Genomic DNA, 20635 nt, shown 5'->3' on the forward strand with positions numbered 1-20635 from the left:
CACGATTTCCACCCCTGCAAGGAGAAACATCATGAATCGTCGTTACTGGCTGGCCTGGCTGGCCGTCTGCTCGATCGGCACGGTCGCGGCGTCCGCGCAGGCCGCGGACCCGGAAACCATCAAGATCGGCTTCGCCGGCCCGCTGACGGGGCCGGTTGCGCGCGTCGGCAAGGATCTGCAATACGGCGCGCAGCTCGCCCTCGACGAGGAAAACGCGAAGCATCCGACCATCGGCGGCAAACCGGTGCGCTTCGTGCTCGACGTGCAGGACGACCAGGCCGATCCGCGCATCGCGATCCAGGTCGCGCAGAAGCTCGTCGACGACGGCGTGGTCGGCGTGATCGGCCATTACAACTCCGGCTGCAGCATTCCGGCGTCGGCCGTCTACAAGCAGGCGAACGTCGCGATGATCACGCCCGGCTCGACCAATCCGCAACTGACGATGCAAGGCTTCAGGAACGTGTTCCGCACGATGGGGCACGACGGTGTCGGCGGCGTGGTGGCCGGCCGCTTCGCGGTCGAGCAGCTGAAGGCGAAGCGGATCGGCATCATCGACGATCGCACCGCGTTCGGCCAGGGTCTCGCCGACGCGTTCGAGAAGGGCGTGAAGGACGCGCACGGCAGCATCGTCGGCCGTGAATACACGAACGACAAGGCCGTCGATTTCCGCGGCATCCTGACGACGATGAAGAGCAACAACATCGACCTGCTGTTCTTCGGCGGGCTCGACGAACAGGGCGCGATGCTCGTCAAGCAGATGCGCTCGCTCGGCATCCGCGCGCAACTGTTCGGCGCCGGCGCATTGAAAAGCAACGCGTTCCTGAAGATCGCCGGCAACGCGGGCGAAGGCACGCAGGATCTGGAGCCCGGTCCGGCGCTCGACAAGCTGCCGTCGGCCGTCGCGTTCGCGCAGCGCTACAAGGCGCGCTTCAACCAGGACGTCGAACTGTATGCGCCGTTCGCGTACGACGCCGCGCTCGCGATGATCGCGGCGGTCCGCAAGGCCGACTCGCCCGATCGCGGCAAGATCGTCGCGAGCCTGCCCGGCGTATCGGTCACCGGCGTGACCGGCAAGATCTCGTTCGACGAGCGCGGCGACCTGGTCAAGCCGCCGTACACGCTGTTCCGCGTCGAACAGGGGCAATGGCACAGCATTCGCACGGTCGGCGGCGCGTCGAACTGATCGACGCCGGGCGGCGGGCGGCAGGCGGCAGGCGCCCCCTATCGCGCCGTCTGCTGCCGCTGCACCTCCTGCGCTTTCATCTGCAGATACGCGCCGCGCTCCACTTCGTGCAGTTGCTGCGGATACTGCTCGGTCGCGTCGAACCAGCGCGCGAGGCGCTGGTCGACCGGCTTGTCGAGCGTCGCGAGATACGTGTCGATCGCGAGGTAATAACGCATCGTGTTGCGCTCCAGCAGCCCGCGCACGCCGCCGACGTAACGCGGCTGCGCGGCCGCGCCGACGTTCGTGAACCCGACCTTGTCGCTGCCGACCGTCGCGAGGTAGGTCTTCATCGCCATCCGGCCGACCGTGCCGAAGCCATACGAATACGTGAGATGCAGGAACGTGCGCGACGCGCCGACCGGCACGGCCTCCAGCGCGATCCGGTAATCCTTCGTACCCATCGGGCCGCTGTCGGCGGTCAGGTCCACCTGGAAATAGTCGGGCGTCGCGGCCGCCACGTGATAGCGGAACTGCACGCGGTAGGTATCCGACAGCTTCTGCTCGATCTTGCGGCCGAGGTTCACGTCGAGCACCGCGCCGTTACCGCCGCTCGACGCGTGACAGTACTTCGTGTTCAGGTGCAGGATCAGCACCGCGCACCAGTTCGCGGGGCCTTGCGCGGGATCGTTGAGCTGGCCGTTCACGAGCGCGAACGGATAATCGACGACCGCATAGATGTCGCCCTTCAGCGACGACGACGCTTCCGACGATTCGAGGACCACGGGCCGGTGAAACGCGTTGTCCTTCAGTTGCGCGCCGAGGCTGCGGTAGCGCTCGAGCAGCGCGGCCGCACCGTTCGCGCCCTCCGCACCGAACGACAGCGCGCTCCAGCCCACGCACAGGGTCGCGACGAGCACGTGCCAGACGCGGCGCGCATGCCGCGTGCCGCGTGAAGGTCCGGATGTCTCCATGTGTTTACTCCGTGGCGCACGATGGTCGCGCGCATGTGTCACAGAATACGCCTGCCGCTGCGGGCGTGACGTCGCATGCAGCATGATCGTCATCGGCCGCGCTTCACCGGCAGCGGCAATTGCGCGGCGGTGAGCCGGATCAGCGTCGCGAGCCACTCGCGATCGTCCCAGCGATCTCCGGCGATGACGAGATGCGGCTTCGCGCCCGGATACGGCGGGGCTTCGTCGCACGCGCCGAGATAAGCGCGGCCTTCGGGCGTCGGCTTGACGAACAGCCGGTCGTCGCACACGAGCGCGACCATTCTGCCGTCGCAATAGATACCGTATTCGCCGAACATCTTGCGCGCCGATACCGTACCGGCCGCCGCGATCTGCTCGACGATGAAATCGACCGTGCCCTGGCTCGATGCCATGCGAATCTCCGGGATCGAAACATCGTCTGACCCGCGTCGATGCCGCGCCGTTCAACTCATTTGTCGATACCGAACGCACTCGACATCTGCCGCGCCCGCTTCACGTCGTCGCCATGCAGGTAGATCGACGTCGTCGAGATCGACGCATGCCGCAGGTTGTCGCGCACCGTCGTCAGCTCCGCGCCGCGCGCCAGCGCGTGGGTCGCATGGGTATGCCGCATCCAGTGCGGGCTCGCCTGGCGCAGCTTGTGCGCGAGCGCCGGGTGATCGGCTTCGACGGCGTCGGCCGTCTGCGCGAAGAAACGCTGCATCACCTTCCACAGCCGCACGCTCGTGATCGCGGCCGCGTCGTCTTCCGCGAGGCGCGGAATCAGCGGCGTATCGGGCCGCCAGCGCGCCGGCGTGACCGGCAACCGGCGCGCGATCAGATAACGATCGAGCGCCGTGCGCGCCAGCGGCGGCAGCGCGACGCGAGCCGCCTTGCTGCCCTTGCCGATCACCTTCAGCCATGCGTCGCCGTGCGCATCCGTCTCGATGTCGCCGAGCGTCGCGCCGACCAGTTCGCTCGCGCGCAGCCCGGTCGCATAGCCGAAATCGAGAATGAAGCGCAGCCGTTGCGCGGCGGCCGGCGTCCAGCCCGACTGTGGCGCGCCCTTGACCGGGCGCTTGCCGAACTCGAGCCCGTCGGCGATCGTGCGGACCAGCAGCCACTCGCCTTCGGTGAACGCGTGCGACGTGTCGAGCGCGGTCGCGCCGCGCGTCTCGCGCACCTTCACGCCCGCGAACGGATTCGCGAGCAGGTAGCGCTGCTCGATCAGCCAGCGGAACAGCGCGCCGAGCACCGACAGCGTGTACGCCGCCGACCGCGCGGACAACGCCCCGGAGAACGGCCGCCAGTCGGGCGCACCGCGCGGCCGCACGGGCCCGACCCAGCGTTCGTGCGGCGTCGGGCGGCGGATGAACGCGCGATACGCGAGCGCATCCTCGGTGGTCAGCGACGACAGCGCGCGGCCACGCTCGACGATCGCCCACAGGATCAGCCGCTCGGCCTCCTTGCGGTATGCGCGCCGCGTCGCGGCCGATTCGTGCAGCGACAGCCACGTATGCACGGCCGCGTAATCGTTGTCCGCGTCGAGCGTGCTGGTCGCGCGCGGCGCGCGGAACGTGCCGGCCGAGCCGTCGACTTCGTGCGGCAGCTTCAGGTGCTCCCACGGCACGATGCTGCCGCGCGGCGTCGCGGCGATCAACGCGCGCGCCCGTTCGGTCAGGTCCGGATGCGCGGCGAAGAATGCCTCGACGCGCCGCGCGCTGGCCATGCCGAGGCCCGCGATCGCGCGCCACCACTGGCGCCGGCGCGGAATCCGCACCGTCAGGTCGGCGAGCGTCGCGATCCCGTTTGCACGCAGTGCCACGACCGCCCGTGCCGGCAGCCACAGGCCGACGTCGTCGCTGATCTGCGGGACCGGCGCGCGCGCATGACGCAGCAGCCCGATCGCGTCGGTGGCCGCTTTCGCCTCCCGCAAACGCTCACCGTCCGCGTGGCCGAGCCGTTCCGCGAGATCGGGGCGGCCAACCTGCCGCGCGACGCGCACGAGGCGACGGCGAATCACGCCGATCACGCCGCGCGCCGACCGCCCGTCGCCGAGCCGGTCGGGCAGGTAGCGTTCGACGGCCTGCCGCACGGTCATGCCCGCGTACCACGCACGCAGCGCGGCCAGTTCGTCGGCGTCGGGAAAGCCTGCGGGCGCAGGCGCGGAATCGGAGGAAGGCGGTAAAGCGAGGCGCGGTTTCATGGGCGCCAGTTTGACAGAAGCGCCGAGCGGGCGGCAACGTCGAAGCGGCCGATATCCCGATCGGGCAGGACGGTGCGAAGGCGCCGGCGACGGCAAGCGACCAGGCGAAATCACGGCGGCGCAACGGCGGTCGCCGGTCGTCGCGAAACCGACGCCCGACGTGCGCCGCCACCTCGCCCGCCCGCGTCACTCCTCGCCTTTCGGCCCCGGGTTCAGCATCACGACGAAGCCGGCGACGCCGACGATCAACGCGATGGCGCCGCCGCGCAGCGCCGTCGCGGCATCGAACAGCAGGCCCGTCACGACGGCCATCATCCCGGCGAGCGACACGAACACGGCGAGCGCCGCGACGACGATCCGGTACTGGCGGCGTATCATCGCGCGCGCCGCGTCAGGCCGCGGCCGGGACGGCCGACTCGTCGGCGTCGTCGCCGCGAATCAGCAGCACCGGGCACTTCGAGCCGCGCACGAAACGCTCGGCGACACTGCCGAGCAGCACGCGCCGGATGCCGCGCCGCCCGTGCGTGCCGACCACCGCGAGATCGATCCCGCGCTCCTTCACGTAGCGTTGCAGGCGTTCCGCGATGTCCTCGCCGATGCTTTCGGTCTCGACGAGTTCGGCTTCGCCCTTCGCGCCGGCCAGCGCGATGATCTGTTCGGCTTCGCGCAGCACCTTGCGCCCGTCGTCGCGAATTTCCTCGACGAGCGCGTGCGGATCGAGACGGCCGGCATACGTGCACAGCACCGACTTGTCGACCACATACACGACGCTGACGTGCGTATCGCCCGCCAGCGCCACCTTCACGGCTTCGGCCAGCGCCTGTTTCGACGAAGCGCTGCCGTCGACCGCCACCATGATCTTCTCGTACATGCGAACCTCGCTGGGGTGAGTTTTTGCATGGCCGCGCGCACTGTTGTACGCGGCCATGTTTCCATCATCGGCCGGCGGCGGGTTTGAACATTGACGGCGGTCAAGCCCGCCGGCGGCCGCGCATGCGGCAAAACGGCGCGACGGGAAGGGGGAAGCTTGCGTTTTCGGCACGCCCGCGAGCCGGGCCGGTCATGCGTGCGCCGATGCCCTTTCGAGCGGCCATCGCGCCGAAGGCGCTATCATCGACCATGCGACTTTCGTCCGGCCCTTTTTTGCCGGCCCCACTTTCAATTCGCTCAACCGACATGACAACGACTACCGAACGCGTGGACGGCGCCGCCCAGCATCTCGTCGCCGCCCGCCATGCCGGCTCGCCCGGCCCGCTGTTGCCCGATGCGCTGCGCCCCGACGACATCGAAACCGCGCTCGCGATCCAGCAGCGCGTCGCCGACCTGCTCGGCGAACCCGTCGGCGGCTGGAAATGCGCGCTGCCGCCGCCCGATCGCGTGATCTTGGCGCCGATCTTCGCGTCGACGATCCGCGAAGCCGATGCGCCGTACCGCGTCGTCGGCGGGCCGATCGTGCGGATCGAACCGGAAATCGCGTTCGTGCTCGATCGTGACCTGCCGGCACGCGAGCAGCCGTATGACGAAGGCGACGTGCGCGCCGCGATCCGCGAGGTGCGCATCGTGCTCGAAGTCCTCGGCTGCCGCTATGCGGAGCCGGCGCGCGCGTCGAAGTTCGAGCTGCTGGCCGACGGGCAATTCAACCAGGGGCTGTGCGTCGGCCCGGTCGTGCCCGACGGATTGAACATGCCGCTCGCGACGCTCGCGCTGTCGTTCGAAGGCGCGCTGAACCGCACGATCGACGGCCGCCACCCGGACGGCGATCCGCTCGAGCCGCTGGTGTGGCTCGTCAATTTCCTCGCGTCGCGCGGCGATGCGGTGCGCGGCGGCCAGATCGTGACGACGGGCTCGTACGCGGGCGCGATCGAGGTGCCGCTCGGCGATGTGCTGACGGTGCGCTTCGGCGAACTCGGCAGCCTGTCGGTGACGTTGACGGCGTGACGGGTCACGTCTCTTTCACGCCCAACCCGCCATGTCGCTGACACCGCTTCCCGCCCTGCTCGACGCCACGCTGCGCACCGTCGCGCGCCGTTACCGGCTGCCGCCGCTCGAACGCGCGTCGTCGCTGACCGACGCAACGCACCCGGCCACCGCGCTGGCGGTCGTGATCGAGGAAGCGCGCAGGATGCGGGCGGACGGTCACGCGCCCGGCACGGACTTGCGGCAACGCTTCATCGATGCGCTCGCGCGGATGATCCGGGACGCGATGGATCCGTCATCCGGCGATCCGTCGTTTCAGGCCTCGGTGCTGCGCCACGATGCGCCGAACGTGCGCGAATACGCCTCGTTGTCCGCGCACGCCGAGCAGGACCGGCGTGCGCTCCATTCGGCCGTCAATGCGATCGCGCATCCGGCCAAGCTCGAGCGCAGCGCACTGGCATGGCAGCGCGACGGCCTCGCGCGCCTGCATGCGGCCGCGACCGCGGCGGCGTGGGCCGAGCTGCATGCGGCGCTCGCGCACCTGCTCGCGCTGCCCGGGATGGCGACCGACGCGGCGTTCGAGCAGGACATCGTCAGGCTCAAGGACAGCCCCGCACTCGAACGCATGCTGCGGCTCGATGCGCTGGCCGCGGACGAGGACGTCCGTCGCTACCGCGCGCTGTGGGTCCGTCAGGGGCCGCTCGTCGGCAGCACGGTCGCCGTCGCGCAGGGCGCCGCATCCCAGCAGCGCGGCGCGGCCGTCGAGGCGCTGGCGGCCCAGGCGCTCGACGCACTGGCGCGCAGGCTCGACGCGGTGGACGCGCAGCGCACCTACCGCGTGGTCACGTCGATGCGCGTGCCTTCGTCGATCCCGGGCCGGCACGACCGCGCGAAAACCGAATGGGACGCGATCCTGCTCGAACGCGCGCGCGGCAGCGACCCGGCGTCCGCATGGAACGTGCGCTTCCTGGTCGAAGCGAAGGCCTCCGCGGATGCCGCGACGACCGATCTGCCGCGGCTGCTGCGCGGCCTGAACCTGCTCGCGCAGGCCGCGCCCGACACGGTCTATGCATTCGAGACGCATCAGGGCACGGTGCACGTGCATGGCGCATCGCTGCATGCATTGACGACCGACGAAGCGGCGCTGCCACGCGAAGTGCTGTATTGCTGCGACGCGTCCGCGGACACGTCGCCGCGCCTGCTGAGCGCCGCAAGCCGGATGCAGTTGCTGTCCGCGCAGGCGAGCCTCGAATACGCGAGCGCGCTCGCGCAACGGCTGGATGCCGATCCGGACGGCCTCGGCGTCATCTGGCACGCGCTGCTGACCCTGCCGCAGTGGCAAGCCGTGCTGCATCAGTACCCGTCGTTGCGGCAGGTCCGCGAACTGATGGTGGCCATCGACGACTTGCGCGCGGTGCTCGACGAGATGGATGACGGAAGCATCGCCAGCAGCGTCTGTGCGTGATGCGCTAGCGCGCGTTCACCGCGCGATGCTCACGCGCGGCAGGCTCAGTTGGTGAGCACCCCGAACGGCAGCGTCCATCCCGCCAGCCGGCCGCCGTCGCCCCAGCGCGCATCGGCTGCACCGTAGGGCAGCAAGATCGGCGCGGCCGCGCACTCGAGCGTCTCCTTCGGCGTGTGGCCGAATTCCGCCTTGAACAACCGGTGAAAATATTTCTCGTCGGGAAAGCCGTGCGCCCACGCGATTTCCGCGATGCGCTGATGCCGGCGATGCGGATCGCCGAGCACGTGATACGCGTGACGCAAGCGCCGCCGCGTGATCTGCCGCATCACGCCGCCCTCTTCCTTGAACAACTGATAGAGCCGCGCCCGCGACACGCCGATGTCGCGGCAGATCCGTTCGGGCGTGAGGTCCGGCTCCAGCAAATGCAGGTCGATGTAGCGACGCACGCGATCGACCAGCGCATGGTCGATCGGGCCGCGTGCGTCGTTCAACGCCTGCGCGCTCGGCGACACCGCCGCGGCCAGCAGCAACAGCATCGACTGGACGATGCTCGGCACGTCCTGCATGCGCAGGTTCGGCAGGTTGCGGAACAGCGACAGCATCTGGTCGGCGACCAGCCGGCCCACGCCGCTCGTCAGCGTCTGGCCGTGCGCCTGGGCTGCATGGGCCGGCAGCAGATAGCGGGGCACGACGAGGCTGATCACGTCGCCGGCCTCGACCTTGCAGTCGTTGATCTGCGCGACGTCGTAGACGAACAGGTCGCCGGCGCCCTTGATCAATTCGGGCCCGCCGGTATGGCTCGCCAGCCGGCCGCCGAGCAGCAGCGTGAAGCGGATCGAATCCTGTCCGTCGAGCCGGATTCGCCGCGGCGTGCGGCGCACCGTATAGGTCGGTGCACGCGAGTGCCAGTGCCGGCCGGACAAGATCAGCGGGCCGAGCGCCGCGCCGGTTGCTTCCGCGTCGCACGGGCCGTGGCCGCCGTCGTCGTCGAGCCGGTAGTCGCACAGCATGTCCTTGACCCAGACGTGGAACCGGTCCGGCTCGGGATAGTCGGTCGTGCGGAACTTGAAAACAGGGACAAATGCAGCTTGATCCATGACAGTTTTTTATCGAACCGGCGGGTCAGGAAGAATCGGTTCGTCGATTATCGGACCAAATTGCGCGGGCGCAAGGCCCGCGCGGTGCATCGTCCCCCTAAGCAATCGACCGACGCCCGACGCCGGGCGTGGTCGTCATCGCGGCCATCACCGTTGCGGATGGCATTCCCAGTTGTTGTACGTCGGCCGATCGATCGGCGTGAGCCCCGGAATCATGAACACCGTACAGCCGAAACGCCGCCCCTTGCCGGTCGTCGCGTCGTAACTCACCTTCTGGCCGCCCAGCCCGTCCTTCTTCCCGTACTGGACGTTGGCGATCGTGATCTCGTCCGACGACGCGAGCCCGAGCGTCTTCGCGGTCGACGTCTGGACGTCGACCATGTTCATCTGCGTCGAGCCGCACGCGGCGAGCACGAGGCCGGCGACGGTGACGGCCAGCGCGGTCCGGGCGGTGCAATACAAGGTTTGCTTCATGGTTTCTCCTTCGATTTCCCCAATACGAGGCGCTTACGTGCCCGGCGTATAAAAACTGGCCTGGATCTGGCTACCGATCGTCGCGACATACGATTGCCAGAGGAGCGCCATCGCCCCCGTCGCGTTGACGGCCAGTGCGGGCCACGACGCGCTCTGCGGCGCCACCGTCGACGCGCTCCACGCGCCCTTCCGGTAGCTGGCCGCGATGACGGCCGACGCACCCGGCAAACCGGTGTCCTGCCACGCAACCGTCACGTTGCCTCCGGCATCGACCACGAGCGGCGGGTACTGGATCGCCGCGCCGTTCAGGTGTTCCGTCAGCCGCTGCAACGGCCCCCAGTTGCCGCTGGCATCGGACACGCTCACCTGCAGCGCCGCGCCGCCTTCCGCCCACATCGCGGCGGCCGCGCCGTTTTCGTTGACGGCCAGCATCGGCGTCGCGATGAACCCGGTCGGCTCGACGATCGCGGGCGCGACGGGCTGCGAGGGCTGCCATCCGTTGCCGGACACGTAGCGTTGCGACATCGTGGTGGTGGTGAGCTTCCCGCCCGTCACATCGAGCTGCCCCCAGAGCAGCGTGATGTTGCCCTTCGCGTCCATGCCGGCCACCGGCGAGATGATCGTCGTGAACAGGCTCGTGTTCGACACGGCCTGGTTGACGTCGGTCCAGCCGTTGGCGGTGTCGTACGTGGCCGTCCACAACGCCGAGTGCGTATGGTTGGTCTGCCGCCACGCGAGCACGGCCCGGCCGGACGACAGCACCGAGAGCATCGGCCCCACGTTGTCGGTGTCGCCGGTCACCGCGCCCGGCCCGGTCTGCACCGGCATCTGGATCAGCGCCGTCGGTGCCCACTGTCCGGACTGCGTGTAGCGCGTCCATGCGATACGCGTATCGAGCAGGCTGATCGACTGGGTCCACGCGACGAGCGCGTTGCCCTGGCCGTCGATCCCGGCCGAATAGGTCGACCCCGTCACGTCCGGCGCGACTTCGAACGCCGTGCCCCAGCCGCCGGCCGGGCTGTACGGGCGCGCCCACAGCGCATACGTGTTCGGGCCCGGCATCCATTCGGTCCAGAACGCGACGGCCTGCCCGCTCGCGTTGCCGACCACGCGCGACGGACTCGAGCTCGTCGTGTTCATCGAATGCGAGCCGTCGCCCGTATCGAGCCGCGTCGCGGTTCCCCAGCCGGAGCCCGCGGCATAGCGCGCGCCCCACATCTCGTTGCCGTTCGCGCCGGTCGGGCCGTTGGTCATCCAGGTGGCGAGCGCATTGCCGCTCGCGTCGATCGTCACGCTGGGGGCGCCCTCCGGCCCCTTGCCGTCGACCGCGGCGGCGGTCGACCAGCCGGCCTGCGGCTGCGCGGTGCCGCCGCCGGTCGGGCCGCCGTTCGACCCGCCGCTCGTTCCGCCCCCGGGCGACGTCGAGCCGGACGGCGAACCGGGATTCGTCGGCGTCGACGACGATGACGACGCGCCGCCGTTCGGCGCGACATCGTCGCCGCCGCATGCGGTCAGCGCGAGCGCGGCCGCCATGACCATCCATGTAATGGGTTTCATCGGAATCCTCTTGTTTTCGTTGTCCGGCGCACGCTCGTCTGCCGTTGGCCGACACGGCGTATCGTGTCGCCCTTAAAATTGTTAAGCAATGCTACTGAACAGGCATGGAAAACGGCATCCGTTCGCCTCCCTCTCACGATCGATTCCGTCGCGCGGATCGATGCGAACGCCGCTTTCGGCAGACCTCCCCCGCCGTGCAGTGCGGCCCCCGTCAGATCGTCCATCGTCGGACGTCCGCCGCTGCCGGCTGCATCTTAATTCAAGCGATCCGGATTCAAGGTGGCGTTGCGTCCACACTGAGTGGATTTCCGTTTCACGGCGGCCGGCCCGCGGCGCGGCTGGCGCCCTGCGCACCGCCGGCCGTCACGCCCCGTGAGGTACGATACGCGCCGGGGCAAAACACCCCCTGAGAGAACCGGCCGTCGCGGCCCCCTACCCGGCACAAGAAAAATGCGAAGAAACCCGACGCTGAACCGAACCCTGTTCGCCGCGCTGGCGGCCAGCCTGCTCTGGACGCCCGCCGCCCACGCCAGCGGAGACGACGGCTGCTACGTGCCGAACACGCTCCGGCAGACCTCCTACTCGTGCGGCAACGTGCCGATGCTGACGCCCGCCAACGACACGCGCATCAACGCGATGCTGATGATGGTCGACAGCGCCAAGGTCGCGCAGGTGTTTCCGGACCCGAAGACCATCCCGGCGAAAGACCGGATCAACCAGATCGTCGTGCCGTTCCCGATGGATTTCTCCGGATGGATCTACATCGGCCAGAAGGAGCCCGACAAGAGCGGCGGCACGGCGGATGCCGATGCGTCGTCGAACCGGTATGCCGACGGCGAAGGCAGCATCTGCCGCAGCATGAGCGCGGGCGCCGACGCGTTCAACGACGCGCTGGTCGGCGCCGGCAGCCTGCCCGCCGACGAAGCCGCGCGCCTGCGCGCGGCGCGCGCCGACATCGCGCAGAAGACCTGTGCCGCGGGCGGCGCGAGCGCCGCGTGGACGAAACCGCCGGTCAAGTCGCCGCTCGGCCAGCAGTTCGCCGCGTACCTCGACGGCACGAACGCGTTCTACCGCGCCGACTTCCTCACCGCGACCCGCGCGTTCGCGAACGCCTCGCACAGCGCGGACCCGTGGCTGAAGGAAACCGGCCTCTACATGGCCGGCCGCGCGCAGTTGAACGCCGCGCAGGCCAACGTATTCGACAACGACAGCCCGACGCCGACGCGCGCACGCGTGACGAAAGTGTCGCTCGACGCGGCGAACACGGTGTTCCGGACCTACCTGAAGGTGTATCCGAAGGGACGCTATGCGGTGTCCGCGAGCGGGCTGCTGCGACGGGTCGCTTGGCTCGGCGGGAACGTCACGCAGCAGGCCGACCTGTACGGCCATGCGCTCGCCCGCTGGTCGCCGGCGACGTCGAACGTGCCGCTGATGCAACTGGCGAACGAACTCGACAGCAAGCTGCTGTTCGGCTCCGAATTCGACGCCAGCCAGATCCAGTCTCCGACCGTGCTCGCCACCGTCGACCTGCTGCGCATGCGCGCGTCCGACAGCAGCGACGCGAGCCGCAAGCCGATGACGCTCGACGAGCTGCAGGCGCAGAAGCCGCGCTTCGCGAACGCGCCCGCGCTGTACGACTACCTGCTCGCGACCTGGTACGTGCAGATCGGGCACAAGCCGGACGCCGCGCTCGACCTGCTGCCGCAAACGCCCGCCGCGCCGCTCGACTACTTCGGGCTGAGCCAGCAGGCGCTGCGCGGGTTCGCGCTGGAGGACAGCGGCCAGAACGACAAGGCCCGCCAGCTGTGGCGCGACCTGATCCCGCTCGCGACGTTCCGGTTCCAGCGCGAAATGCTGGAACTCGCGCTCGCGATCAACCTGGAGCAGGCCGGGCTCGTCAACGACGCGTTCGCCGACGATTCGCTCGTGCGCAACGTCGCGATCCGCGCGGTGCTGCTGCAGCGCGCGGCCGACGCCAACCTGCTGCGCGCGCAGGCGCAGAATCAGGCGACGAGCAACGCGCTGCGCGACACCGCGCTGTACACGCTGCTCTACAAGGAGCTCACGCGTTCGCACTACGCGGATTTCATCGCCGATACCGCGCTGGTGCCCGGCGCGCCCGCCGATCCGTTGAAGCCGTTCGTCGCAGCCGCCGCGAAAAACGAAGACGGCTACACGTGCCTGTCGGCGCGCGACATCGCCGCGACGCTGCAGCAGAATCCCGCCGATCCGAAAGGGCTGAACTGCCTCGCCGATTTCGTGCGCCTTCATCCGCCCGCGTACGGCCTCGAAACCGATCCGGTGCCGCCGTGGGTCCGCAACGCGTCGAGCACGGCCGCCACGCGCGTGCCGCCGACGCTAGGCGCGGCGCCGTCGCAGTTCGCGGGCAAGCCGTACGAACGGATGTCGAGCTACGTGACGGTGATGGCCGATACGCAGGCGAACCCGAACGATCGCGCATACGCGTTCTATCGCGCGATCAAGTGCTACGCGCCGGGCGGCTCCAACGAATGCGGCGGCAAGGAGGTGCCGAAGAGCACGCGCAAGCGCTGGTTCGACACGCTGAAGACCGCCTATCCGGGCAGCCCGTGGGCGCAGAAGCTTCGCTACTACTGGTAAGCGCCATATGAAGCGCATCGCGTGCGTCGCGCTGCTGCTGGCCGCGCGCGTCGCGCTGGGCGGCACCGTCGACGCCGCGCGGTACGACGCATTCTGGCTATGGGCCGGCGTGAAGCCGCAGGCGGTCGTGCACGGCGCGCGCATCGTCTACGTGCTGCAAGGGCAGATCGAAGCGTCGCCGCGGGACGAGTCGCAGGTGCGCGTGATCGCGCAGGGCGTCGCGCTGCCGCCCGCGCCCGGTGCGCGCGTGTGGCTCGTCTATCGTGCGCATACGCTGCGCTGGACGCCGCGCGTCACGCAGATCATGCTCGCGCAGCTCGCGCGCTGGCGTGCGTCGGGCCGCACGATCGCCGGCATCCAGATCGATTTCGATGCGGGCACGCGCCACCTCCAGGATTACCTCGGATTCCTGCGCACGCTGCGCGAAACCTTGCCCGTCGATTGCCGGCTCAGCATCACGGGGCTGCTCGACTGGAGCAGCCGCATCGATACCGACCAGGTCAACCAGCTCAAGGGCATCGTCGACGAGGTGGTCGTGCAGACCTACCAGGGGCGCCGCACGATCCCCGACTATGCGGCGTACCTGCCGCGCGTCGCGCGGCTGCAACTGCCGTTTCGCATCGGCGTGATCCAGGGCGGCGAGTGGGACGCGCCGCCGTATCTCGCGTCGAATCCGTGGTTCCGCGGTTATGTCGTGTTCCTGCGCAACGGTTGACGGTTGACGGGCAAAGCGGACGACAACACGGCGAAGCCGAACCGGCAGCCGCGGCCAGCGGCACTGCCGGTTCGCCGGCCTTCGATCATGGCGCGGCCCGCCGCAGCGGGCCGCGCCGCCACCGTCAGCCCCGCACGAACGCGAGCAGGTCGGCGTTGAGCACGTCGGCATTGACCGTCAGCATCCCGTGCGAATAGCCCGGGTACGTTTTCAGCGTGCCGTTCTTCAGCAGCTTGATCGACTTCAGCGCGGCATCCGCGATCGGCACGATCTGGTCGTCTTCGCCATGCAGCACGAGCGTCGGGACGGAGATCGACTTCAGGTCCTCGGTCTGATCCGTTTCCGAAAACGCCTTGATGCCGTCGTAATGCGCCTTCGCGCTGCCTTCCATCCCCTGCCGCCACCAGTTGCGGATCACGCCCTGGTGCACGGTCGCGCCTTCGCGATTGAACCCGTAGAACGGGCCGCTCGGCACGTCGAGGAAGAACTGCGCGCGATTGTCGGCGAGCGCCTTGCGGAAGCCGTCGAACACCTCGAGCGGCAGGCCTTCGGGGTTCGAATCGGTTTTCAGCATCAGCGGCGGCACCGCGCTGACCAGCACGGCCTTCGCGACGCGGCCGGCCGGCTCGCCGTGCTTCGCGACGTAGCGCGCCACTTCGCCGCCGCCGGTCGAGTGCCCGATATGCACCGCATTGCGCAGGTCGAGCGCTTCGACCACCGCGAACGCGTCGGCGGCGTAATGATCCATGTCGTGGCCGTCCCAGACCTGCGCCGAACGGCCATGGCCGCGGCGGTCGTGCGCGACCACGCGATAGCCGTGCTGGACGAAGAACAGCAGTTGCGCATCCCAGTCGTCGCTGGACAGCGGCCAGCCGTGGTGGAACACGATGGGCTGCGCGTCTTTCGGACCCCAATCCTTGTAGAAAATCTCGACGTTGTCCTTCGTGGTGACGTATGGCATCGCGGTACTCCTGTGAGGTGGATGAACGTGGCGAACGGGCCGCTGCCATTATCGGCTTTATTGTGAAACCACGACGCCATCGTGCAATGCGATGGCCGATCATCCACCGGCAGGAAACGAACGACGCCGCGCGCGTCAGCCGTCCGTCGACACCGTCACGGCTTCCCACGCGCGGATTTCGTCGTCCAGCGCCGCCAGCTTGTTCCGCACGAGCCGCAGCGCGTCGCTGCCGAGCAGCAGATGCGCGGGCGGATGGTCCGCCGCGATCACGGCGAGCATCGCCCGCGCGGCCTTCGCGGGGTCGCCCGGCTGCTTGCCGCTTTTCTCCTCCCGCGCGCGGCGGATCGGGTCGAACAACGCGTCGTAGTCGGCGATCGAGCGCGGCGTGCGCGCCATCGAGCGGCCGGCCCAGTCGGTGCGGAACGACCCCGGCGCGACGGCCGTCACCGCGATGCCGAACGGCTCGAGCTCCTTGCCGAGCGTCTCCGAAATGCCCTCCAGCGCGAACTTGCTGCCGCAGTAGTACGCGATGCCCGGCATCGTGATGTGCCCGCCCATCGACGTGATGTTCAGGATGCGGCCGCGCCGGCGTTCGCGCATGAACGGCACGACGGCCTTCATCATCGCGACCGCGCCGAACACGTTCACGTCGAACTGCCGGCGCATCTCGTCGAGCGGCGCCTCCTCCATGATCCCTTCGTGCCCGTAACCCGCGTTGTTCACCAGCACGTCGACGGGCCCGACGTTCGCCTCGATGTCCGCGACGACGCCGTCGATGCGCTCGAAGTCGGTCACGTCGAGCACGCGCGCGACGGCCGCCTGCGGGGACAGCGCTTCGAACTCGCGCGCCGCCTGCGCGCTGCGCACCGTGCCGACCACCGTGTGACCGGCGGCCAGCGCTTCCTCGGCGAGCGCGCGGCCGAACCCGCTGCTGACGCCGGTAATGAGCATGATGTTGCCGGATGCCATGTGAGCCTCTCCCGAATGTCGATTGAAGCGTGCATACTAGTCTGACGATCTGAGCCGAATAAGCCCGATTCCGCTGATTTTCTTGCACAAAACTATGAGCACCGTACCCGTCTCCGCCCGACCTCCGGCGCCTTCGCCGCGCGACCGGAAGCGCCTGGTGACGCTGCTGCGCACGCTGGCGCCCGACGAGGGCTACAACCTGACCGCGCTGCCGAGCGTGCGCATCCTGCGCTCGAACCGCGCGCTGTCGCGCACGCCGGTGCTGTACGACCCGGGCATCGTGATCGTGTGTCAGGGATCGAAGCGCGGGTACTTCGGCGGCGAGCGCTATTTGTACGACGAGCACCATTACCTGGCGGTCTCCGTGCCCGTGCCGTTCAGCATGGAAACCGACGCCACGCCCGAGCGCCCGCTGCTCGCGCTGTACCTGCACCTCGATTTCACGCTGGCCGCCGAACTCGCCGCGCAGATCGACCGAGCCGGCCTCGCGGAAACCGCGCAGGCGCCGAAGAGCATGATGTCGACGCCGATGGATCAGGCGATGCACGCGTCGGTGCTGCGTTTCGTCGAGGCGATGCAGCGGCCGCTCGACGCCGCGGTGCTCGGCCCGGCGCTGCTTCGCGAGCTGTATTTCCGCGTGCTGACCGGCGCGCAAGGCAACGCGATGCGCAGCGCACTGGCGATGCGCGGGCAATTCGGCCGGATCGGGCGCTCGTTACGCGTGATCCACACCGATTACGCACGGCCGCTCGACGTGTCGCAACTGGCCGATGAAGCCGGCATGAGCGTGCCGAGCTTTCACAGTCACTTCAAGGCGATCACGCAGGTATCGCCGATGCAGTACCTGAAGTCGACACGCCTGCATCAGGCGCGGCTGTTGATGGTGCGTGAGGACCTGACGGCGGAAGCGGCCGGCTACGCGGTCGGCTATACGAGCGCGTCGCAGTTCAGCCGGGAATTCAAGCGCCTGTTCGGCTTGACGCCGGCGAAGGAAACGCAGCGCATGCGCGCGAGCTTCGCGATTCCGCAGGCATTCGACGATGCGGTGTTCGTGTCGTCGCATTGAGGTGTGCGGGAACCTCCGGCCGATGACCGTCGCCGGTCCCGCACGCGCTCAACCGGCGGACGTCGCTTCGCCCGCGGCATCCACGCTCACGCGTGCGGCCCCGACCCACCCGGCCACCGTCACCGCACCCGCCGCGACGAGCATCATCGCGCCCCACCCGAGCCGTTCGACGAGCATGCCTGCCGCCACGGCGCCGCCCGCGCCGGCTGCGTAGTACAGCGTCAGGTACGCGGCGTTCAACGCACCGGCCCGCGCGGGCTGAATCGCCACGACCCGCGCCTGGTTCGCGACCTGGGCGGCGAAACAACCGGCATCGAACCACGCCAGCCCGACGCCCAGCCAGCCCGGATGACCGAGCGCGACACCAAGCAGCAGCGTGGACAGCGCAGCCACGGCGAGGCCGCCGCCGATCACCATACGATCACCGAAGCGATCCGTGAGCTTGCCCGCCACGCGTGTCACGCCGAGGCCGAGCACGCCGGCGAGACTGTATGCGCCGATCTCGGCCGCCCCCATGCTGTACGGCGGCGCGGCCAGACGAATCGCCAGCCCCACCCAGACCAGATTGAACGCGAAGAACCACAGCATGCCGGCGCAGGTCCGGCGCCTCAATGCGGCGCTGTCGCGCAATAGCCGTGCAATCGCGCCGATCGCGGCTGCGTGGCCGGAACGCCCTTCGGGGCGACCGCCGGGCAACAGCACGCCACTGCCGACGGCCGCCAACGCCACGCAGCCGGCCAAGGCGAGCAGCGCGCCCCGCCATCCGCACCATTGCGACAACGCGCCGCCGACGAAGCGGCTCAGCAGGATGCCGGCGGAAATGCCCGCGGAAACCACTCCCATTGCTCCGCCGCGCCGATGCGGATCCGCATGCTTGCCGACCAACGCGCTGCATTGCGCCGCGACCGTCGTGGCCGCGCCCACCAACAGGAAGCAGCCGTCGAGCGCGAACGGCGTCGCCGACAGCGACGCGCACGCGAGCAACGCCGCGAGCACGCCCATTTGCGCCGAAACGAGCGTGCGTGGACCAACCCGGTCGACCAGCGGCACCAGCAGCGCCAGGCCGGCCAGATAGCCGAGCATCGTCACGGACGTGAGGGTCGCCATCCGCGCGGCCGACACGCCGAAATCGCCGGCAATGGCCGACAGCGACGGCTGCAGCGCATAGCCGTTGGCGATCGCGACGCCCGCCGCGAGCGCAAGCATCGCGATCGCCGTGCGGGACAGATACGCGTGCGGGCCGGCGACCGTCATGCGACGGTCCGGACCGCGATCGCCTCGACCTCGACCCGAATCTCCGGATCGACGAACGGCAACGCATGGACCAGCGAGAACGCCGGCCGGATCTCGCCGTATATCTCGCCGTGCGCACGCGCCGCGTCTTCCCAATGGTCGAAGTCGGCGACCACCAGCCGGCTCTGGACGACATCCGACAGCGCGAATCCGCTGTCCGCGAGGACCTTGCCGAGCGTCGCCAACGCATCGCGCGTCTGCGCATACACGTCGTCGCCTTTGCCCGCCGTCCCCGACACGTAGATCGTGTTGTCGACGACCACGGCACGCGAATAGCCCACCTTCGGCTCCCACGGGGAGCCGGTACTGATCCGTTGACGCATCTTGATGATCCTCCTTGGCAAGGTTTGGAAATCTCACTTACTACTTCGGTAGTAAGTGAGATCGATTCTATACTACTCCGGTAGTTAATCAAGCACCGCCGTGATGCTGATCACGGCCATCCGAATCCATCCACATGAACGAAAACGCGGAACTGATCACGTCCCTGATCCGGCTTGGCTTCACGCAATACGAGGCGCAGGCGTACGCGGCGCTCGTCGGCCAAGCCGCGCTGACGGGGGCGGAAGTCGGCCGGCGCGCCGGCATGCCGCCATCGAAGGTCTACGAGACGCTCGGCCGTCTGGAGGCGCGCGGCGCGGTGCTCGTCAACCGCTCCGAACCGGTCCGCTATGCCGCCGTGCCGCACCGCTCGCTGCTGGAAGAATTGCGCACGCGCTTCAACGCGGATCTCGAGCTGGCGGCGGGCGCGCTCGACCGGCTGCCGGTGCGGCAAGAGCCGGGGCTGGTCTGGTCGTTGAGCGGGCGGGAGGCGATCGTCAGCGCCTTCGCGCGCGTGATCGACCAGGCAAAAACGAAAATCTTCGCGGGCGTCTGGGACGAAGAGATCGACGATCTCGGGCCGCTGCTCGAAGCGGCCGCGGCGCGCGGCGTCGATACGCACGTGGCGATCTACGGCACGCGCACGCTCGACGGGCCGCGTCACTACGACATGGCCAAATGCGGCGCCAGCGCGAGGCTTCGGCTCTCCGGACGGCGGCTGGCCGTCGCGGTCGCGGACGACACCGAGGCAATGGTCGCGGAATTCGGCGATCAGTCGCCCGACCAGGCGACGCTGACGACCAATCCGGTCATCGCGCTGCTCGCGGTCGAGTACATCAAGGCCGACGTGAGCGGCCGCGTACTGATCGACGCGATGGGTCCGGCGGAATACCGGAAAGTGCTGAAGCATCCCGACATGCAGGCGATGCTCGCACCGCTCGACAAGCAGGGCTGATCCCGACGAGATATCGATGACCCAATACACCTTCCGCCTGCTGAACGTCTTCGCCGAAGCGACGTTCGGCGGCAACCCGCTGTGCGTGTTCGACGATGCGCGCGGCATGGACGACGCGACCATGCAGGCGCTGGCCGTGCAGTTCAACCTGTCCGAGACGACCTTCGTGCTGCCGTCCGACCGAGCACATGCACGCGTGCGGATCTTCACGCCGGGCTACGAGATGGCTTTCGCGGGCCACCCGACGCTCGGCACCGCGCACGTCGTACGCGATCTGCTCAAGGCAGGCGATGCGCTCTCGCTCGAATTCAAGGGCGGCGTCGTCGACGTCACCGCGCGCGACGACGTGTGGACCTTCGTCGCGCCGCACGCCGGCATGCCGAACACCGCGCCGTGCGCGTTGCCCGATGCGCAGGTCGCGGCGCTGCTCGGGCTCACCGAGGACGATCTGCTCGCGCCGCCGCTGTGGGTCAATACCGGTGCCGACCAGTTGCTGGTCGCGCTCAAGGACCCGGCCGCCGTGCGGCGCGCGCGGCCCGACGGCGCGCGCGTCGACATCTGGCCGCCAAGCAGCCTCGGCCGCAGGACCGCGTACGTATTCGCGTTCGACGATGCGCGCCCGGGGACGGTCGTGTCCCGCTACTTCTTCGTGAAGCAAGGCGGTGGCGTGTCGGAAGATCCGGGCACCGGTTCGGCCTGTGCGAACCTGGGCGGCTGGCTGCTTGCCGCCAGTCACGATCTGCCGGCCGCGTTTCGGGTCGAGCAAGGCGAAGCCGTCGGCCGGCCCTGCCTGCTGCACTTGTCGGTCGATGCGGCGGGTGAAATCGGCGTCGGCGGGCGCGTGATCGAACTCGGGCGCGGCGTGATCAACGTGTGACCGACGC

General features: G+C 68.9%; 20 protein-coding genes. 8 read left to right on the plus strand and 12 right to left on the minus strand.

Annotated elements, in window-relative coordinates; translation table 11 throughout:
* Positions 1–31: 31 nt before the first annotated feature.
* The gene (locus tag HWX07_RS09320; RefSeq protein ID WP_175876089.1) at positions 32–1183 is read left to right on the plus strand and encodes a branched-chain amino acid ABC transporter substrate-binding protein; all 1152 of its coding nucleotides are present in this window, start codon (positions 32–34) and stop codon (positions 1181–1183) included.
* A gap of 38 nt (positions 1184–1221) precedes the next feature.
* On the opposite strand, the gene HWX07_RS09325 is transcribed toward HWX07_RS09320, so the two are convergent.
* From HWX07_RS09325 to HWX07_RS09345, 5 genes are all read right to left on the minus strand, one after another.
* A complete protein-coding gene (locus HWX07_RS09325; protein WP_175876090.1) occupies positions 1222–2136 on the minus strand; it encodes a hypothetical protein in 915 nt (304 codons plus the stop codon).
* 89 nt (positions 2137–2225) lie between these two features.
* Positions 2226–2549 carry a TfoX/Sxy family protein gene (locus HWX07_RS09330; protein ID WP_006481332.1) on the minus strand — a complete coding sequence of 108 codons (324 nt, stop codon included), beginning with the start codon at positions 2547–2549 and terminating at the stop codon, positions 2226–2228.
* Positions 2550–2605: 56 nt separating this feature from the next.
* Positions 2606–4342, minus strand: a complete 1737-nt coding sequence (locus HWX07_RS09335) for a site-specific integrase (protein WP_175876091.1) — start codon at positions 4340–4342, stop codon at positions 2606–2608.
* A gap of 186 nt (positions 4343–4528) precedes the next feature.
* Positions 4529–4720, minus strand: a complete 192-nt coding sequence (locus HWX07_RS09340; RefSeq protein WP_011545639.1) for a DUF2964 family protein — start codon at positions 4718–4720, stop codon at positions 4529–4531.
* Between the two features lie 13 nt (positions 4721–4733).
* Positions 4734–5213, minus strand: coding sequence for a universal stress protein (locus HWX07_RS09345; protein ID WP_175876092.1), 480 nt, complete (start codon positions 5211–5213; stop codon positions 4734–4736).
* A 305-nt stretch (positions 5214–5518) separates the two neighbouring features.
* Here HWX07_RS09345 and HWX07_RS09350 point away from each other — a divergent pair, with 305 nt between their 5' ends.
* Positions 5519–6280, plus strand: coding sequence for a fumarylacetoacetate hydrolase family protein (locus HWX07_RS09350; RefSeq protein ID WP_175876093.1), 762 nt, complete (start codon positions 5519–5521; stop codon positions 6278–6280).
* A gap of 31 nt (positions 6281–6311) precedes the next feature.
* Positions 6312–7724, plus strand: a complete 1413-nt coding sequence (locus tag HWX07_RS09355) for a 3-deoxy-D-arabino-heptulosonate 7-phosphate synthase (protein WP_175876094.1) — start codon at positions 6312–6314, stop codon at positions 7722–7724.
* Positions 7725–7768: 44 nt separating this feature from the next.
* On the opposite strand, the gene HWX07_RS09360 is transcribed toward HWX07_RS09355, so the two are convergent.
* The 3 genes from HWX07_RS09360 to HWX07_RS09370 form a co-directional block, all read right to left on the minus strand.
* On the minus strand, positions 7769–8821 hold the full coding sequence (locus HWX07_RS09360; protein WP_175876095.1) for an AraC family transcriptional regulator: 1053 nt from the start codon (positions 8819–8821) through the stop codon (positions 7769–7771).
* 147 nt (positions 8822–8968) lie between these two features.
* Complete coding sequence (locus tag HWX07_RS09365) at positions 8969–9295, minus strand: hypothetical protein (RefSeq protein ID WP_006481339.1); 327 nt, start codon at positions 9293–9295, stop codon at positions 8969–8971.
* A 33-nt stretch (positions 9296–9328) separates the two neighbouring features.
* Complete coding sequence (locus HWX07_RS09370) at positions 9329–10852, minus strand: hypothetical protein (RefSeq protein ID WP_175876096.1); 1524 nt, start codon at positions 10850–10852, stop codon at positions 9329–9331.
* Between the two features lie 450 nt (positions 10853–11302).
* On the opposite strand from HWX07_RS09370, the gene HWX07_RS09375 reads away from it, so the two are divergent.
* Positions 11303–13471 (plus strand): hypothetical protein, encoded by a 2169-nt coding sequence (locus HWX07_RS09375; protein ID WP_175876097.1) that lies wholly within the window; start codon positions 11303–11305, stop codon positions 13469–13471.
* 7 nt (positions 13472–13478) lie between these two features.
* Positions 13479–14186 carry a DUF3142 domain-containing protein gene (locus tag HWX07_RS09380; RefSeq protein ID WP_175876098.1) on the plus strand — a complete coding sequence of 236 codons (708 nt, stop codon included), beginning with the start codon at positions 13479–13481 and terminating at the stop codon, positions 14184–14186.
* A 124-nt stretch (positions 14187–14310) separates the two neighbouring features.
* On the opposite strand, the gene HWX07_RS09385 is transcribed toward HWX07_RS09380, so the two are convergent.
* Positions 14311–15147, minus strand: a complete 837-nt coding sequence (locus tag HWX07_RS09385; protein ID WP_124468777.1) for an alpha/beta hydrolase — start codon at positions 15145–15147, stop codon at positions 14311–14313.
* Between the two features lie 135 nt (positions 15148–15282).
* A complete protein-coding gene (locus tag HWX07_RS09390; RefSeq protein ID WP_175876099.1) occupies positions 15283–16116 on the minus strand; it encodes an oxidoreductase in 834 nt (277 codons plus the stop codon).
* 94 nt (positions 16117–16210) lie between these two features.
* Here HWX07_RS09390 and HWX07_RS09395 point away from each other — a divergent pair, with 94 nt between their 5' ends.
* Complete coding sequence (locus tag HWX07_RS09395; protein WP_175876100.1) at positions 16211–17182, plus strand: AraC family transcriptional regulator; 972 nt, start codon at positions 16211–16213, stop codon at positions 17180–17182.
* A 48-nt stretch (positions 17183–17230) separates the two neighbouring features.
* On the opposite strand, the gene HWX07_RS09400 is transcribed toward HWX07_RS09395, so the two are convergent.
* Positions 17231–18436: an MFS transporter gene (locus tag HWX07_RS09400; RefSeq protein WP_175876101.1), complete on the minus strand. Its 1206-nt coding sequence runs from the start codon at positions 18434–18436 to the stop codon at positions 17231–17233.
* A complete protein-coding gene (locus HWX07_RS09405) occupies positions 18433–18798 on the minus strand; it encodes a RidA family protein (RefSeq protein WP_006481349.1) in 366 nt (121 codons plus the stop codon). Before HWX07_RS09405 ends, HWX07_RS09400 begins: the two co-directional genes overlap by 4 nt.
* A 134-nt stretch (positions 18799–18932) precedes the next feature.
* Here HWX07_RS09405 and HWX07_RS09410 point away from each other — a divergent pair, with 134 nt between their 5' ends.
* Both HWX07_RS09410 and HWX07_RS09415 read left to right on the plus strand, forming a co-directional pair.
* Positions 18933–19751 (plus strand): TrmB family transcriptional regulator, encoded by an 819-nt coding sequence (locus tag HWX07_RS09410; RefSeq protein ID WP_175876102.1) that lies wholly within the window; start codon positions 18933–18935, stop codon positions 19749–19751.
* 16 nt (positions 19752–19767) lie between these two features.
* A complete protein-coding gene (locus tag HWX07_RS09415) occupies positions 19768–20628 on the plus strand; it encodes a PhzF family phenazine biosynthesis protein (RefSeq protein ID WP_175876103.1) in 861 nt (286 codons plus the stop codon).
* Positions 20629–20635 lie beyond the last annotated feature (7 nt).

Source organism: Burkholderia sp. BCC0097, from assembly GCF_902832985.1.
In the GTDB taxonomy this organism is placed as follows: Bacteria; Pseudomonadota; Gammaproteobacteria; order Burkholderiales; family Burkholderiaceae; genus Burkholderia; species Burkholderia orbicola.